At 67.5% G+C, this 14,416-nt stretch carries 16 protein-coding genes; 12 read left to right on the forward strand and 4 right to left on the reverse strand.

The window, feature by feature from the left end; genetic code table 11:
• Positions 1 to 242: 242 nt before the first annotated feature.
• From FBZ83_RS21625 to FBZ83_RS31510, 4 genes are all read left to right on the forward strand, one after another.
• Positions 243 to 659 carry a flagellar assembly protein FliX gene (locus FBZ83_RS21625; protein ID WP_014240995.1) on the forward strand — a complete coding sequence of 139 codons (417 nt, stop codon included), beginning with the start codon at positions 243 to 245 and terminating at the stop codon, positions 657 to 659.
• A gap of 242 nt (positions 660 to 901) precedes the next feature.
• Positions 902 to 1,321, forward strand: a complete 420-nt coding sequence (dksA, locus tag FBZ83_RS21630; RefSeq protein WP_145678390.1) for an RNA polymerase-binding protein DksA — start codon at positions 902 to 904, stop codon at positions 1,319 to 1,321.
• Positions 1,322 to 1,862: 541 nt separating this feature from the next.
• Positions 1,863 to 2,372: a hypothetical protein gene (locus FBZ83_RS31700; RefSeq protein WP_211101685.1), complete on the forward strand. Its 510-nt coding sequence runs from the start codon at positions 1,863 to 1,865 to the stop codon at positions 2,370 to 2,372.
• A gap of 341 nt (positions 2,373 to 2,713) precedes the next feature.
• Entirely contained in the window at positions 2,714 to 3,829 is a 1,116-nt protein-coding gene (locus FBZ83_RS31510) for a calcium-binding protein (protein WP_247888423.1), read from the forward strand.
• Positions 3,830 to 4,320: 491 nt separating this feature from the next.
• Here the strand turns inward: FBZ83_RS31510 and flgH are convergent, their stop codons facing one another.
• From flgH to flgF, 4 genes are read right to left on the reverse strand one after another with little or no spacing between them, the layout of a single operon-like run.
• Entirely contained in the window at positions 4,321 to 5,106 is a 786-nt protein-coding gene (flgH, locus tag FBZ83_RS21645) for a flagellar basal body L-ring protein FlgH (protein ID WP_186466156.1), read from the reverse strand.
• Between the two features lie 13 nt (positions 5,107 to 5,119).
• Complete coding sequence (gene flgA / locus FBZ83_RS21650; RefSeq protein ID WP_145688584.1) at positions 5,120 to 5,884, reverse strand: flagellar basal body P-ring formation chaperone FlgA; 765 nt, start codon at positions 5,882 to 5,884, stop codon at positions 5,120 to 5,122.
• A gap of 44 nt (positions 5,885 to 5,928) precedes the next feature.
• Entirely contained in the window at positions 5,929 to 6,714 is a 786-nt protein-coding gene (gene flgG / locus FBZ83_RS21655; protein WP_014240989.1) for a flagellar basal-body rod protein FlgG, read from the reverse strand.
• A 25-nt stretch (positions 6,715 to 6,739) separates the two neighbouring features.
• Complete coding sequence (gene flgF / locus FBZ83_RS21660; RefSeq protein ID WP_145688594.1) at positions 6,740 to 7,462, reverse strand: flagellar basal-body rod protein FlgF; 723 nt, start codon at positions 7,460 to 7,462, stop codon at positions 6,740 to 6,742.
• A 516-nt stretch (positions 7,463 to 7,978) separates the two neighbouring features.
• On the opposite strand from flgF, the gene FBZ83_RS21665 reads away from it, so the two are divergent.
• The 8 genes from FBZ83_RS21665 (at position 7,979) to FBZ83_RS21700 (ending at position 14,416) form a co-directional block, all read left to right on the forward strand.
• Positions 7,979 to 8,500 carry a flagellar basal body-associated FliL family protein gene (locus FBZ83_RS21665; protein WP_035674997.1) on the forward strand — a complete coding sequence of 174 codons (522 nt, stop codon included), beginning with the start codon at positions 7,979 to 7,981 and terminating at the stop codon, positions 8,498 to 8,500.
• 18 nt (positions 8,501 to 8,518) lie between these two features.
• Positions 8,519 to 9,601, forward strand: coding sequence for a flagellar motor switch protein FliM (gene fliM, locus FBZ83_RS21670; protein ID WP_035674995.1), 1,083 nt, complete (start codon positions 8,519 to 8,521; stop codon positions 9,599 to 9,601).
• Positions 9,598 to 10,320 (forward strand): DUF6468 domain-containing protein, encoded by a 723-nt coding sequence (locus FBZ83_RS21675; protein WP_145678398.1) that lies wholly within the window; start codon positions 9,598 to 9,600, stop codon positions 10,318 to 10,320. The genes fliM and FBZ83_RS21675 overlap by 4 nt, the downstream gene beginning before the upstream one ends.
• Entirely contained in the window at positions 10,317 to 11,282 is a 966-nt protein-coding gene (locus FBZ83_RS21680; protein WP_145688602.1) for a MotE family protein, read from the forward strand. The genes FBZ83_RS21675 and FBZ83_RS21680 overlap by 4 nt, the downstream gene beginning before the upstream one ends.
• Before the next feature lie 201 nt (positions 11,283 to 11,483).
• Entirely contained in the window at positions 11,484 to 11,822 is a 339-nt protein-coding gene (locus tag FBZ83_RS32490) for a general stress protein (protein ID WP_137114835.1), read from the forward strand.
• Between the two features lie 449 nt (positions 11,823 to 12,271).
• On the forward strand, positions 12,272 to 12,988 hold the full coding sequence (locus FBZ83_RS21690; protein WP_145688609.1) for a protein phosphatase CheZ: 717 nt from the start codon (positions 12,272 to 12,274) through the stop codon (positions 12,986 to 12,988).
• A 4-nt stretch (positions 12,989 to 12,992) separates the two neighbouring features.
• Positions 12,993 to 13,679 carry a hypothetical protein gene (locus FBZ83_RS21695; protein WP_247888424.1) on the forward strand — a complete coding sequence of 229 codons (687 nt, stop codon included), beginning with the start codon at positions 12,993 to 12,995 and terminating at the stop codon, positions 13,677 to 13,679.
• Positions 13,676 to 14,416, forward strand: a complete 741-nt coding sequence (locus tag FBZ83_RS21700; RefSeq protein WP_145678402.1) for a flagellar motor protein MotB — start codon at positions 13,676 to 13,678, stop codon at positions 14,414 to 14,416. The genes FBZ83_RS21695 and FBZ83_RS21700 overlap by 4 nt, the downstream gene beginning before the upstream one ends.

Raw genomic sequence — 14,416 nt, forward strand, 5'->3', positions numbered from 1 at the left:
CTCCTCAACGGCTGTCCCTTCCTATACAAATGGCGTGCCAGACGCGCGGACGGCAGGCAAAGGGCAGGATCGGCAAGGGGAAGCGGCGGCGGCCGATGAAAAGGCCGGAAATTGGCACCGCGTCCGACCGCTTTATGTCACGGAAGCGGGGCAATTTTTGCCCGATTGCGGCAAACCTTGACCGGATGTTAAGGTGCTTCCATCTAGAGTATCGCGCTTTTCCGAAACCGGTTGCACGGAACATGAAAGTCGAAGGCCCCGGAAAACTTCGCGGCAGCAGCTCGGTCCGGCGCACGGGGAAGGCCGAAGGCTCGTCCGGCGCGTCCTTTTCCAAGCAGCTCGTCGGCGAGACCAACACCGCGCAGGGCGTCCATGCGGCGGCGCCGCTGGCCGGCATCGCCAGCGTGCTGGCGCTGCAGGAGGTGGACGACGCCACGGCCCGCGCCTCGCGCGGCAAGATGCGCGCCGAGGAGATGCTCGACAAGTTGGAGGAGATCCAGCACGGGCTTCTGGCCGGCACGCTTCCGGCGCAGAAGCTGATGGACCTCGTGAAGGTGGTGCAGTCGCGGCGCGTCCATGTGGACGATCCGCGTCTGGCCGACATTCTTGACCAGATCGACCTGCGCGCCCAGGTCGAGCTGGCGAAGCTCACCCCCTGAGCGCCTTTCCCAGCGCCGCAGGCCGCGGCGCCGGCGTCGGGCGGCCGGGGCCGCCGGCCATTGCGGCCATAGGATCGGCTTTTCGGCATCGGCCGTACGGCCATCGCCGGCGGTTTCACAAAACTTTGCTTCTCCAAGGGCTTGTTCGTGCTTCGATAGGCGAAGCGCGGGGTTGCGGTTGCCGGTGCGCCTACCTATACTCCGCGCCGCCCGGATCACCCTTTTGCGTTGGATGCTCTCGGATGTCGTCTCCGCTTCTGCCTAAGAACTACACCCCGTCGGAAGACGAGGAGTTCATGAATCCCGTCATGCGGGAATATTTCCGCCAGAAGCTGCTGCGCTGGCGCGCGGAGCTGCTGGCTGAATCCAGCGAGACCCTGAGCAGCCTTCAGGAAGGCGGCATCCAGGAACCGGACATCGCCGACCGTGCGTCGGCCGAAACCGACCGGGCGCTGGAACTCCGCACCCGCGACCGCGAGCGCAAGCTGATCTCCAAGATCGACGCGGCGCTGGAGCGGTTGCAGGATGGGGCCTACGGCTATTGCGAGGAAACGGGGGAGCCCATCTCCGTCCGCCGCCTCGACGCCCGTCCCATCGCGACGCTGAGCCTGGAAGCCCAGGAGCGGCACGAGCGCATGGAGCGCACCCAGCGCGACGACTGACGCGCCGGTTCATTTCCGGCGCTTCCGGCCGTGCCCAAGGACAAGCCTCCTCCGATCCCGGCGGGGGCTTTTGTCCGTTCTGGGACGGTGTCGGGGTGAGTTCCCGACGGCGTGCTGAGGAGGTTGCGGCCCGCCCCTCTGTCGGAGCTTGGTTCGCTCGGGCCGGCCGCGGGCCCGCTGCAATGAACCGTCACGCTACCGGCTCCGGCCGGTCCCGGCCAGCCTGGGAAACGGCTTGCCCCTCTCTGCCGCCGCCGCCACCAAACGACGAACGTCTTCCGATGGCGCCTCACCTTCTGGTGTGGCGCTTTCGCGCGTCCGGCTGCTCGCCCGGGTCGGTCCTCCACAACCCGATGGTGCGGGTTGCCAGAACGGCCTGTTGACGGTGAAATGGATGTCCTGAAGCGGATCGAGACATTGCAGGCCCTGGTCCGTGAGGCGCAGACACGCAGGAAGCGCCTCCTGGACCAATCCCATGAGCGCCTGCGCTCCGCCGAAAAGGCGTTGGAAGGGTCTCACCGCCTGCTGAAAGGGAAGCCCCATGGCCCAGGCCCATCAACCCGCGAACCACCCTGAGGCGCAGAACCCCGATGCCGAGGATTGGCGTCGGCGCAGCGAGGTGCGGCGCAGCCGGGCCGAAGAGGCCCGCATCGGGGCGGAGCGGATGCGGGAGGAGGCCGAAGAGGAACGGGTCGCGCATTTTCAGCGCAATGTCGAAGCGGAAGGGGCCCGGCTGATCGCGGAAGAGGGGCGGATCACCGGGGAAACGCGGCGCCAGGAAGCGGAGGAGGCGCGCATTCTGGACGAGGAGCTTCGCCGATCCGCCGAGATGGCCCGGCGGTCGGCGGAGGAGGCGCGCCTCTCCGAGGAACTGGCGCGGCAACTCCATGAGGCGACCCGGTGTTTTGCCGAGGAGGCCCGGCTTCATGCCGAGCAGGCGCGCGCCGACGCGGAGCGCGTCCGGGCGGTGAACGAGGAGCAGCGCCAGATCCTTGAGGAGATGCGGGAGACCGTCCGGCGTTACGAGGCGCTTCTGGCCGGGGGCGGGTGACGGGCCGCCCGGGCCCGGCGGGAAGAGGGTCGCCACCCACCCGAAACGATGGCCGCTGCTGCTCGGCCCTGCTCTCCAAGAGCGTCCCCTCTCAATCCTTGAGGGGCGCACCACGCCGCCGCACCCGCCATTGGTCATAAACGGTTTTGAATTTCCTTTTCGTACCCGCTTTGGTAGAACTTGATGGCGGGTGTGAGCACTTCGGTATGCCTGACAACGAGCCGTGGCGGTGCTGGTCCTGATGAGATCACAACGTTGGGCACAGGCCGGTGAAGCGCCGAGCGGTGAAGGGCAAGTTAAGCGCTGGCAAGCTGATCATCTGATGATGAAGGAATCGGGAAATGGCATTGAGATTTGCTGAGCGCATCGGTTCCAAGGACGGCGATGCCATGGCCGCCTCATCAAATACGGTGTTTTTCGGTCTGCAAGGCAATGATGTATTTTACGGTGGATATGGAATTGACTTCGTTTTCTTCCTTGGCGGCGCTGGGGACGATACTTATTCGATTCAATCACCGGGAGCGATTGTGATTGCCGACTCGGGTGGTTCTTCCGATCAATTGATCGCATCGGGAATCGGTGTCAGCAGACCGACGACGTACGCGGCGACGATCGATGGGCGCCATTTGGTGGTTGGCGACACGAAGTCGGGTCAGTTGGTGTATGTCCTCAATTATCTCGATCCTCAGTTCAAGATTGAGAAAATTACTTTATCCGATTCGGTCCATTCATATGACAGTATTATTTCTTTGCTTCCAAAGGCTCCCGGTTTTATTGGGAATTTATCATGGGAAGCGTTTACGGATCGTATGAAAATTACGCATCTGAACACTCCGGATGTCAACGAGGCGTTGGGCTATTATCTGAACCGCGAAGCTCTGCTCCAGACCCGAGCGACCATCGACTACAGAAAAGATCCGACCAACCGTGTCGCCGTCACGACCGGCGGTGCCAGTGTGGAGACCGCGATGGCCGCTTACACCGGTCCGGTGGCGGGAGTGGTGAACCAGCACATTGGCACCGATGCCGGCGAAGCGATCCGGGGCTCGAGTCGGGCCGATTTCATCAACGGGCTTGCGGGCGACGACGCGATCGACGGGCGGAATGGCGACGACGTCTTGGATGGCGGTTTGGGCTCCAACTTCCTGACCGGCGGCTGGGGCACGGACACATTCTTCGTCGATGGCCGCAGCGGCGGCGTGACCTGGTCCACCGTCACCGACCTGGAGGCGGGTGAATGGGTGACCACCTGGGGTTGGAAGGAGGGAGTCTCGAAACTGACTTGGCAGGAGATGGGCGGCGTCGAAGGCTACAAGGGTGCCACGGCTCACATCGATCTGGATGGCAACGGCAGCATCGACATGAGCATGACCGTTTCCGGCCAATCCTCCGGCTCGATCCTGACCACTCCGGGTCAGGTCGAGGGCAACGGATATCTCGCTTTCTGTCTCAAGTAAAAAAAGCGGCCCGCCCGATGTCATCGAGCGCAAAGCCTGATGCATCAGGCTTTGCGATTGCCCAACCCGCCGCCACGGCCATCGCGTGGCCGGCGCCCTCCTGCGATCCGGGCATCGGGCCGTGTGCGCCGGCGGGGATAGCCAGACCTCCACATGCAGCGTGCCGTTGCGGCCGGCTTGACCGTGCCCGGCGCGGTGCAGGCCCACGACGGCGGTGACACGCCCCGGGTGGGCAGGGAAGGGGACGGCAGAAGGCGCCGGGCGGCAGAAACTGCCGGCTCAGCGCGGGCAGCGCACGGCTGGACCGTGGCGCGACCACCGAAACACGCCTGTGCCGCGTCCGTGTCGCATGGCTGGTTCGGCGATGCGTGGAAGCCGGCCGGGATGCGGGTGTTCCTGTCGCGCCATGCAACGCGATGGAATGGGGTTCGGGCCCCCTTCCATCGTGTCGTTCTTCGTCTGCGTTTCTGCCCGATGTCCCCTGACCGTCCTCAGAAGGGCATGATGATGTCGAAGAGCTGCTGGCCGTAGCGGGGCTGCTGCACGTCGGTGATCTGGCCGCGTCCGCCGTAGGAGATGCGGGCCTCGGCGACCTTCTCGTAGCTGATGGTGTTCTGCGCGGTGATGTCCTCCGGCCGGATGACGCCGGTGATGATCAGGTCGCGCACCTCGTAATTCACCCGGACCTCCTGGCGGCCCTGGATCACCATGTTGCCGTTGGGCAGGGTCTGGGTGACCAGCGCGGCCACCTTCAGGGTGATCTGTTCCTTGCGGTTGATGGCGCCCTTGCCGTCGTTGGAGGTCGAGCTGTTCAGGTCCAGCAGGCTGCCGGCGTTCACCCCGTCGGGCAGCGCGCGCTGCAGCGCCTTGCCCTCGAAGCCGAACAGGCTCGGCATGCCGGCCTTCTCGGTGTTGCCGCGGGTGCGGGTGGTCTGATTGTTCATCTGCGCCTGATCGTTGATCTGGATGTCAACGGTCAGCAGGTCGCCGACCTTGGCGGCGCGCTGGTCCTTGAAGAAGGCCTTGGCGCCCGTCCGCCACAGCGAGTTCGGGTTGCGCTCCGTCGGCAGCGGGGTGGGCATCGGCAGGCTGACCGGCTGGTAGCCGGGCTGGGCCTGCGGGTCCTTGATCTTGGTGAGTTCCGGAGCGGAGCCGATGTCCGACACGCGCGACATGGCGTTGCAGGCGGGCAGACCGGCGGCGACGGCGGCGAGCAGAGCGAAGCGGAACGCCGTGCGGACCGTGTGCCTGGGGGCGGTCGTCTTGGGGGCGGGCATGGGAGCTTTCTCCTTACTTCGCGGTGAGGCCGGGCTTTGCCACGGCGACGATGTTGGGGCCCGCGACGGTCGCTTCGAGGATGCGGTTGGATTGGGTGTTGACGACGCGGATCACGTCGCCCCGGCCGCCGTCCTGCAGGGCCTTGCCCTGGACCGACAGGGTCAGGTTTTCGGTGGCCAGCGTGATGGTGACCAGCGCGCCCTTGTCGACGACCCGCGGCGACTGCAGGTCGCGCAGACGCACGGGCTGGTTCACCGGGACGCCGCGGCGCGGCGTCAGGCCGATGAGCTGGGCGTCGGTGGCGGCGATGTCGCTGCCGGCGAGGTCGGCGCGCACGTCCTGCCAGTCCACGTCGCCCGGGCCGATCACGTCGCCGGGCGCGATGCGCCGCGACAGCACCGGCACCTGCACCACGCCGTAGGCGCGGCCCGACACCGGGAGGCGCACGGCCGGGCGGGTATCGGCCACGATCATCTCCGCGGCGAAGCGGCCCTGCACCGGGTTGTAGTAGAGGTTCTCCACCGTCAGGCTGCCGGCGCCCGCCGGGGCGCGCAGCTCCACCGCCCGGTTGTCCAGCTCCATCTGCAGGCGGCCCGTGGTGATCTGGCGGGACAGCGCGTCGGACAGCACCGCCTCGACATGGGCCGGGCTGTAGACCACCGCCTGCGCCGCCGTCGTCGGGGTGCCGTCCATCGACTGGGCGAAGGCCGCCGGGCCGCCGGCGAGGGCGGCGGCGAGGAGGGCGGTGCCGAGGATGCGCAGGGCGGGGCGGGACATGGCGGGACTTCCTTGCAAAGACGAGCCTTAGGACGATGCCGGGATCAGCGGAGCTGCGAGGCCTGCTGCATCATCTCGTCGGTGGTCTTGATGACCTTGGAGTTCATCTCGTAGGCGCGCTGGGCGGAGATCAGGGTGGTGATCTCCTGCACGATGTTGACGTTGGAGGTCTCCAGCGCGCCCTGCACCACGCGGCCGAAACCGGGAGCGCCGGGGTTGCCGCCGACCGCCTCGCCCGACGCGCCGGTCTGCAGAAACAGGTTGTCGCCGACCGCTTCCAGGCCGGCGGCGTTGGCGAAGGTGGCGAGCTGGAGCTGGCCGACATTCTGCTGGGCCACCTGGCCGTCCAGCTTCACCATCACCTCGCCCGAGGCGTTGATGGCGACGTCCACCGCTTCCGCCGGGATGGTGATCGCCGGCTGCACCGGATAGCCGTCGGCGGTGACGATGATGCCCTCCGGCGACAGCTTGAAATTGCCGGCGCGGGTGTAGGCGGTGTCGCCGCTGGGGAGCTGCACCTGGAAATAGCCGGAGCCGTTGACGGCGACGTCCAGCTTGTTGTCGGTGACCGTCAGGTTGCCCTGCTCCAGCACGCGGGCCACCGCGGCGACGCGCACCCCGGCGCCCACCTGCACGCCGGTCGGCACGATGGTGCCGGCGTCCGACGAGGTGGAGCCGATGCGGCGGAAATTCTGGTAGAGCAGGTCCTGGAACTCGGCCCGCTGCTTCTTGAAGCCGGTCGTCGTCGCGTTGGCGATGTTGTTCGAGATGGTTTCGACGTTCAGCTGCTGGGCGATCATGCCGGTGGCGCCGATGGCGAGGCTGCGCATGGTTCTTGCTCCTTTACGCGGTCGATCAGGCCGTGCGGCCCAGCTTCTGGATGGCGCTGCGGATGCGCTCGTGCTCGTTCTCGATCAGCTTCTGGTTCGACTGGTACTGGCGCTGGATCTCGATCAGCGCCGTCATCTCGACCACCGGCTTCACGTTCGAATTCTCTAGCATTCCCTGTGCCACCTTCGTGTCGGCCGGGGCCGCCTGCGGCTCCTCGTCGCTGACGTAGAGGCCGGCCCCGACCTCGGTCATCAGCTGCTCGTTGCGGAAGGTGACGATGTTCAGCCGGCCGACCGGACCCAACTCGGTGGAGACGGTGCCGTCGCCGGACACCATGATGTCCTTGGTGCCGTTCGGGATGGCGAGCGGCTGGCCGTTGTCGCCCAGCACTGGCAGGCCGCCGCCGTCGACGATCTGGCGCTGGTCGTTCAGGCGGAAGTTGCCGGCGCGGGTGTAACGCGGGCCGCTCGCCGTATCGACCGTGAAGTAGCCGTGGCCGGTCAGCGCCATGTCCAGCGGGTTGCCGGTCTGCATCAATCCGCCGGCCGAGAGGTCGCGCACCACGGCGCGGTCCTGCACGAAGCTGATCTGCTCGTGCATGCCCGGACGCTCCAGGAACTCCGTGAACAGCATGCGCTGCTGCTTGAAGCCCGTGGTGTTCATGTTCGCGATGTTGTTCGAGATCACGTCCAGCTGGCGGCGCAGGGTCATCTGGCGCGACAGGGACACGTAGATCGGGTTTTCCATCGGCGGCCTCTTTCCATTCGGGCCGGGGAGCGTTCCGACCGGCGCAAATGGCAATGCACGGCGCGTGCCAAAGCGGGAATCTGCCGGAGTTGCGGCATGGAGGGCCGCCGCCGCCGTTGGGGAAGCGCCTGCCGGGCAAGAACTGCCGGTGGGATGGCAAGGGATGCCGCCCCCCGCCGGGCAAAAGCGTCCCGTTGCCGCGGCGCCGGCGGCGCGCGGGTCATGACGGCTCCCTCCGCCGGAGGCGGCGGGCATGGGCGGCTCCCGCCGCGGGAGGCGGCGGGCAGGGGACGCGGGCGGGATCGTGGAAAGGGGGCTTGCGGGCGTGGTTCGGGCGTTCGCTCCTTGGTTGACAGGGTTCTCCGGCGATGCCCCAATCAAGAACCGTGCCGCGGCCTTTGGTTGCGTGTCTGTCACAGCCCCGGACCCTGTCTGAAAGGCTTTGTTAACTATCCGAAAGATAGGGTTGCTGGGCTGGTAAGGCCACGCTCCGCCACCGCTCGCGCTTAGGATTCCATGACCGCGCACGCTGAAGACGACGTCCCGACCGATGGCCTGCCGCGCAAGAAATTCAGCGGCAAGAAACTGGTCCTCTTCGTCATCCTGCCGTTGGTGCTGCTGATCGGCGCCGGGGCGGGCGTGTATTTCAGCGGCCTGCTCGATTCGCTCCTCGGCAAGAAGGAGGAGCACGCGGAGGTGCCGGCGGAACCGGCGCAGCCCGATCCGCACGCGGCCCCGGTCTTCTACGACCTGCCGGACATGCTGGTGAACCTGAACAGCAGCGGCAAGCGTCCGGCCTTCCTGAAGATCAAGATCTCGATCCAGCTCGCGAAGGGCGAGGACATACCGGCGATCGAGCATGTGCTGCCGCGCATCATCGACAACTTCCAGGTCTATCTGCGCGAACTGCGGCTGGAGGATCTGAAGGGGTCGGCCGGCATGTACCGCCTGCGCCAGGAGCTGCTGATGCGGATCACCGCCTCCGCCCATCCGGTGAAGGTCAAGGACGTTCTGTTCAAGGAAATGCTGGTCCAGTAGGGGCGGCGGAAACGGGCCATGAGCAACACCGAGGAACTGAGCGAAGAAGAACGCCTTGCCGCCGAATGGGCCGCCCTCGCCGAAGACGGCGGCGACATGGGCGACATGGCGGACATGGGCGGCGGCGGTTCGACCCGCGTCCTGAACCAGGACGAGATCGACAGCCTGCTCGGCTTCGACCAGGGCGGGGCCGGGGACGGCGACAATTCCGGCATCATGGCGCTGGTCAATTCGGCGCTGGTCAACTACGAACGCCTGCCCATGCTGGAGGTGGTCTTCGACCGCCTCGTCCGCATGATGTCCACCAGCTTGCGCAACTTCACCTCCGACAACGTCGAGGTCAGCCTCGACCAGATCTCCTCGGTGCGCTTCGGCGACTACCTGAACTCGATCCCGCTGCCGGCCATGCTCTCCGTCTTCAAGGCGGAGGAGTGGGACAACTACGGCCTGATGGTCGTGGACTCGGCGCTGATCTACTCCATCGTCGACGTGCTGCTGGGCGGGCGGCGCGGCACCGCGGCGATGCGCATCGAGGGCCGCCCCTACACGACCATCGAGCGCAACCTCGTGGAGCGCATGGTCCATGTGGTGCTGTCCGACCTGTCCGCCGCCTTCGACCCGCTGTCGCCCGTCACCTTCCGCTTCGACCGGCTGGAGACCAACCCGCGCTTCGCGACCATCGCGCGCCCGGCCAACGCGGCGGTGCTGGTCAAGCTGCGCATCGACATGGAGGATCGCGGCGGCCGCCTGGAGCTGATGATCCCCTACGCGACGCTGGAGCCGGTGCGCGAGCTTCTGCTCCAGATGTTCATGGGTGAGAAGTTCGGCCGCGACTCAATCTGGGAAACCCACCTCGCCTCGGAACTGCTGGTCACCGACGTGGACATCTCCGCGGTGCTGGACGAGGTGACGATGACCCTGCACGACGTGCTGAACTGGCGCGTCGGCACCCGAATCCTTCTGAACGCCACGCCGGACGGCACCATCGAGCTGCGCTGCGGCGACGTTTCCATGTTCCAAGGCCGCATGGGCCGCAAGGGCGGGCACATCGCCGTGCGGATCGAGCGGGAGCTGCCCAAGCAGGAGGTCATGCGGCTATGAGCCCGACCCTCACGCTCGTCCTCGATCTGGTGATGGTGGGGCTGCTCGCCGCGACCATCGCCTACGCGATCATTTTGAACCGGCAGATCATCAAGCTGCGCGAGAGCCGCGGCGAGATGGCCGAGCTGGTGCGCGGCCTGAACGAGGCCATGTCGCGCGCCGAAACCGGCGTGCGCGGGCTGAAGAAGACGGCCCACGACACCGGCGACGACCTGCAGCGCACGGTCGCCAAGGCGCAGACCCTGCGCGACGAGCTGGAATTCATGATCGAGGCGGCCGACGCCATGGCCAACCGGCTGGGCAACGTCGGCGGGGAGCGCCCGAAGCCGGGCCCCGCAGCGCGTCCGGCGGCGCGCCCCGGCCTGTCCGCCCGTCCGCCCGTGGCCTCCCGCCCGGCCGTCGCCCCGCGCCCGATCGTCGAGGACGATCACGGTCACGACGACCATGATCACGACGACCACGATCTCCACGACGATGGCCACGATCTCCACGACGACGGCCACGACGATCACGACGACCTGCCGCCGCTGCGTTCCGCCGCGTTCCGGAACGAGCCGCTGCGCGCCGATCCATTGCGGGTCGATCCGCTGCGGGTCGATGCCCTGTCGCGGCGTCCGGCCCCGGTGTCCGATCCCATCGTGCGCGAGGGCGAGAGTCTGTCCCGCGCCGAACGTGAACTTCTGCAAGCCATCGAGAACGCCGGCAAGGGGGTCGGATGAGCGACGCCACCACCACGAAGGGCGCGACCGCCGCTGCCGGCGGGGAGCCCAAGGTCGTGATCCGCCCGGCCGGGGCCACCCCGACCGGCGTCCGCACCAGCCAGAGTGTGGCCGGCCAGCCGTCGGCTCCCGGCGCCGCGCAGGCCGCGGCCCAAATGGCGGCCCAAGCCGCCGCCAAGGCGAAGCCGAAGGCCAAGGTGAAGGCCAAGGCCAAGCGCAAGCCCGCCGTCCCGCGCCGTCCGCTGTCGGAGCGGATGCGCGAGAAGATGAAGGCATGGCGGTTCCGCATCCTGCCGCTGACCATCTTCGTCGCCGTCCTGATGCTCGGGGTGCGCGTCGGCGACCTGTGGCGGATCACCACGCGCGACGCCCGCCTGCCGGAATTCCCGGCGACCCTGGCCCAGGGGCAGAGCGGCCTTCCGGCCCCGCCGATGCAGCTTGCCGCCAACGGCGCCAAACCCTCGCCCGAACCGGCCCCGGCCCAGGGCGGGTCGAGCAACGGCGCGCCGCCCAACCCGACGCCGCCGGACAACGCCGCCCTTGGCCCGGTGAAGAACGAGGAGCTTCTCCAGCATTTCGCCGAGCGCCGCGCCGAGATCGAACGCCGCACCAAGGAACTGGAGCAGCGCGAAGCCCTGCTGACCGCCGCCGAGAAGCGCATCGATCAGAAGGTGCAGGAGATGGACAAGGTCCGCGCCGACATCCAGAAGCTGATGCGGCAGGGCGACGAGAAGCAGGCGGCCCAACTCGAAAGCCTCGTGAAGATCTACGAGACGATGAAGCCCAAGGAGGCCGCCCGCATCTTCGAAGAGCTGGACATGCCCGTCCTTCTGGGGGTGGTGGAGAAGATGAAGGAAACCAAGACGGCGCCGATCCTGGCCGCGATGGACCCCCTGAAGGCCAAGGAGCTGACCTCGGCGCTCATCGAACGGCGTGGCGTGCCCGCGGCACCGAAGAACTGAATACGCCCTTTGATTGCGGTTCCGGTGAGGCGGGTATGACCGAGCGGTTGGTCATACCCGTCGCCGGAGCCGCACCTACTGAATATAAGTACACGTACTGTCAGGATGGTAGACGGCCCGCGACGGTCGGCTTCGGTTCATGTTGGCTCCGGTGTGTTCGGGCAGCGCAAGTTTGCCCAACAGCAAAAGGAAGGAGACAAGATGAACGACCAGAACCAGGGCCGTAGCTCGGGCGGTCAGCACTCCGGCGGCAACTTCAAGAACGATCCGGAGCGTGCGGCGGAAGCCGGCCACAAGGGCGGTCAGGTTTCCGGCGGCAACTTCAAGAACGACCCGGAGCGCGCCTCCGAAGCCGGCCACAAGGGTGGCCAAGCGTCCGGCGGCAACTTCAAGAACGACCCGGAGCGTGCCTCCGAGGCCGGCCACAAGGGTGGTCAGGCGTCCGGCGGCAACTTCAAGAACGACCCGGAGCGTGCATCGGAAGCGGGCCGCAAGGGCGGCGAACACAGCCATGGCGGCGGGCGAAGCAGCGGGAGCTGATCGCCGGAACCCCGTCATCCCTGACGGATTCACCGCCAACGTGACCCAACCCAACAGTTGGTGTGCGCCACGGTGAAGAAGGGCCGCCCCCACGGGCGGCCCTTTGTCCGTTTGCGGACTCGAATTGAAACAAATTGCCGCAGCTCTCTTTAAAGTTCGGCAATGGCGAGCGCTGGTTGAAGGCGGGCGGGCGCAGAACAACGCTTCCGCTTTCCTTCCGGCCGTGTGATTCCGTCCCGTCTTTGCGTTGCAACGTTTCAGGCGCTTAACGGCGTGTTAACCGAGCGAAACTAGGGTTGGAAAGGCTGACGAGGCTCCGAGTCGGCGGCGGCCGTGCGAGGGCGCGAGGTTGGGTCGGACCCGCTTCGGGCGCCCGCGTCCGGGCCGGCCGACGCACCCGATCGCACGCAGGCCGGACAAGACCACGGAACGCTCACATCGGATCGCACATGGCCCCGCCCGTTTCCACCTCGCTCGCCGACCAGAAGCTCCTGCGCCAGCAGCTCGACGCCGCCCACGCCGAGGCGGCCCAGCCGTTGTCGCGCGAGGAGGTGACGGACATCGTCCGCTCCATCCTCGGCAGCATGGACGGCGACATCTCCGCCACCGACCTGCGCCTCTACAAGGAGGTGGTCGACCTCGCCCGCTTCATCGAGAGCGCCAAGCAGGAGCTGGCGGCGCTGCAGCCCGCGGAAATCCGCGACCAGCACATCCCCAACGCCACCGATGAACTGGACGCCGTCGTCGGCGCCACGGAACAGGCCACCTTCGCCATCTTCGACGCCTGCGACGTCATCACCGGCATCTCCGGCCAGATCGACCCGGAGAATTCCGCCAAGCTGACCGAGCAGGTGACCAAGATCTTCGAGGCCTGCAACTTCCAGGACATCACCGGCCAGCGCATCTCCAAGGTCGTGCGCACGCTCAAGCACATCGAATCGAAGGTCGACATGATCGTCGCGGCCTTCGGCGACGAGGTGCGGCAGAACCACACCCGTCCCGCCCCGGTGGTCGCCGCGGCTGACGTCCACACCGACGCGGCGCCGAACTTCGCCACCGACCGCCCGGCGGACGACCCGGAGGCCGGGCTGCTGCACGGGCCGCAGATGACCAGCGCCGCCATGGACCAGGACGAGATCGACCGCCTGCTGGCGAGCTTCGATTAATCCCATGGCTGCGCCCGGCCACAGGAAGCCGGACCTGTCGGGCAGCCGGCCGAACCCGAACAACGGAAGCATCGTGCTTCTGCTGTCGCTGTTCCTGCTGCTGCTCGTCTTCTTCATCGTGCTGAACGCCCAGTCCGTGCAGACCGCCCAGCGGGTGCGCACGGTCCTGGTGTCGCTGGAGCGCAGCTTTCCCGCCTTCTACATCGACCCCCGCCTGCGCGAGCCGGCCGACCCGCTGGCCTCCCGCGCCGGCACCGTCTTCGCCGTGCAGCGGCTGGACGGGCTGGGCAACCTGTTCGCCACCGCCATCGCCGTGGCGAAGGTGGACAGCGTCACGCCGGGCCGCCTGCTGGAGGTGCGCCTGCCCGCCGACGAGCTGTTCCTGCCCGGCACGGCCGATCTGCGCCCGGACCGCATCGGTCTGATCGACCGGGTGGCCGACGCGCTTCTGCAAAACCGTCCGGGCGAGCGGATCGAACTGGACGCGCTGCTGTCCATCGGTGGCGCGGGCGGTCCCAGCCAGCCGCCCGGCCCGGTGGTGCGGGCGGGCGCGCTGGCCCGGTTGCTGATCGCCGACGGGGCGCCGTCGGACGCGGTCACGGTGGGCATCGAGCGCGGCGCGCCGGGCGCCGTCCGCCTGCTGTTCAGCCTGCGCGCCATGGACGACCTTCCGGGGGGAGGGCGCCGATGATCCGCCTTCCCAAGCTGCCCAAGGCCGAGGACAAGAGCGGCGGCCACAACCGGACGATCTGGCTGATCAGCTTCACCGACCTGATGTCGCTGCTGCTCGCCTTCTTCGTGCTGATGTATTCGATGAGCGAGCCGGAGGCGCAGCGCTGGACCGGACTGGTCAAGTCGCTGTCGTCGGCCCGGTCCACCGCGGTCACCCCCTCCGCGACGCCGCCCGAGCCGAAGGCCGCCTTCAACGCCGCCACGGTGGAGTCATATTCGGCGATCAATCTGGATTATCTCAGCGCCCTGCTTCGTACCCAGACCGCGGCCAACGAGGATCTGGCGGCGGTGGAGGTGCGGCGGGAGGACGACCGCGTGGTGATCGGCCTGCCGGCCCATGTGATGTTCGACCCGACCGGCGGCAGCTTCACCGACCAGGGACGGCGGGTGCTGTATCTGCTGGGCGCGGCGGTGGGCCGGATCGGCAACCGGATCGAGGTCGTCGGCCACGCCGAGCGCGAGGACCAGTCCGCGGGGCTGGCCTGGGAACGCGCCCTGACGCGCGCGGTCGCCGTTGCGGCGCTGCTGCGCGAGACGGGCTACAAGCGCGACCTCGTGGCGCGCAGCCTGATGAGCGAAGCCCCCGGCATCGATCCGGTGCCCGGCGGGGCGCGGGTCGATGTGGTGGTGCGCGAGGAGACGGCGGGGCCGCCGGTGTCCGGACCGGCCGCCGCCGATGCGGACGTGGAGGAGTGA

The organism is Azospirillum brasilense (genome assembly GCF_007827815.1).
GTDB classification, from domain to species: domain Bacteria; phylum Pseudomonadota; class Alphaproteobacteria; order Azospirillales; family Azospirillaceae; genus Azospirillum; species Azospirillum brasilense_C.

What these genes read in the sequence shown, in the direction of transcription:
- FBZ83_RS21625 (WP_014240995.1), top strand. Translation starts at nt 243, where the DNA reads ATGAAAGTCGAAGGCCCCGGAAAACTTCGCGGCAGCAGCTCGGTCCGG.
- dksA (WP_145678390.1), top strand. Translation starts at nt 902, where the DNA reads ATGTCGTCTCCGCTTCTGCCTAAGAACTACACCCCGTCGGAAGACGAG.
- FBZ83_RS31700 (WP_211101685.1), top strand. Translation starts at nt 1,863, where the DNA reads ATGGCCCAGGCCCATCAACCCGCGAACCACCCTGAGGCGCAGAACCCC.
- FBZ83_RS31510 (WP_247888423.1), top strand. Translation starts at nt 2,714, where the DNA reads ATGGCATTGAGATTTGCTGAGCGCATCGGTTCCAAGGACGGCGATGCC.
- flgH (WP_186466156.1), bottom strand. Translation starts at nt 5,106, where the DNA reads ATGCCCGCCCCCAAGACGACCGCCCCCAGGCACACGGTCCGCACGGCG.
- flgA (WP_145688584.1), bottom strand. Translation starts at nt 5,884, where the DNA reads ATGTCCCGCCCCGCCCTGCGCATCCTCGGCACCGCCCTCCTCGCCGCC.
- flgG (WP_014240989.1), bottom strand. Translation starts at nt 6,714, where the DNA reads ATGCGCAGCCTCGCCATCGGCGCCACCGGCATGATCGCCCAGCAGCTG.
- flgF (WP_145688594.1), bottom strand. Translation starts at nt 7,462, where the DNA reads ATGGAAAACCCGATCTACGTGTCCCTGTCGCGCCAGATGACCCTGCGC.
- FBZ83_RS21665 (WP_035674997.1), top strand. Translation starts at nt 7,979, where the DNA reads ATGACCGCGCACGCTGAAGACGACGTCCCGACCGATGGCCTGCCGCGC.
- fliM (WP_035674995.1), top strand. Translation starts at nt 8,519, where the DNA reads ATGAGCAACACCGAGGAACTGAGCGAAGAAGAACGCCTTGCCGCCGAA.
- FBZ83_RS21675 (WP_145678398.1), top strand. Translation starts at nt 9,598, where the DNA reads ATGAGCCCGACCCTCACGCTCGTCCTCGATCTGGTGATGGTGGGGCTG.
- FBZ83_RS21680 (WP_145688602.1), top strand. Translation starts at nt 10,317, where the DNA reads ATGAGCGACGCCACCACCACGAAGGGCGCGACCGCCGCTGCCGGCGGG.
- FBZ83_RS32490 (WP_137114835.1), top strand. Translation starts at nt 11,484, where the DNA reads ATGAACGACCAGAACCAGGGCCGTAGCTCGGGCGGTCAGCACTCCGGC.
- FBZ83_RS21690 (WP_145688609.1), top strand. Translation starts at nt 12,272, where the DNA reads ATGGCCCCGCCCGTTTCCACCTCGCTCGCCGACCAGAAGCTCCTGCGC.
- FBZ83_RS21695 (WP_247888424.1), top strand. Translation starts at nt 12,993, where the DNA reads ATGGCTGCGCCCGGCCACAGGAAGCCGGACCTGTCGGGCAGCCGGCCG.
- FBZ83_RS21700 (WP_145678402.1), top strand. Translation starts at nt 13,676, where the DNA reads ATGATCCGCCTTCCCAAGCTGCCCAAGGCCGAGGACAAGAGCGGCGGC.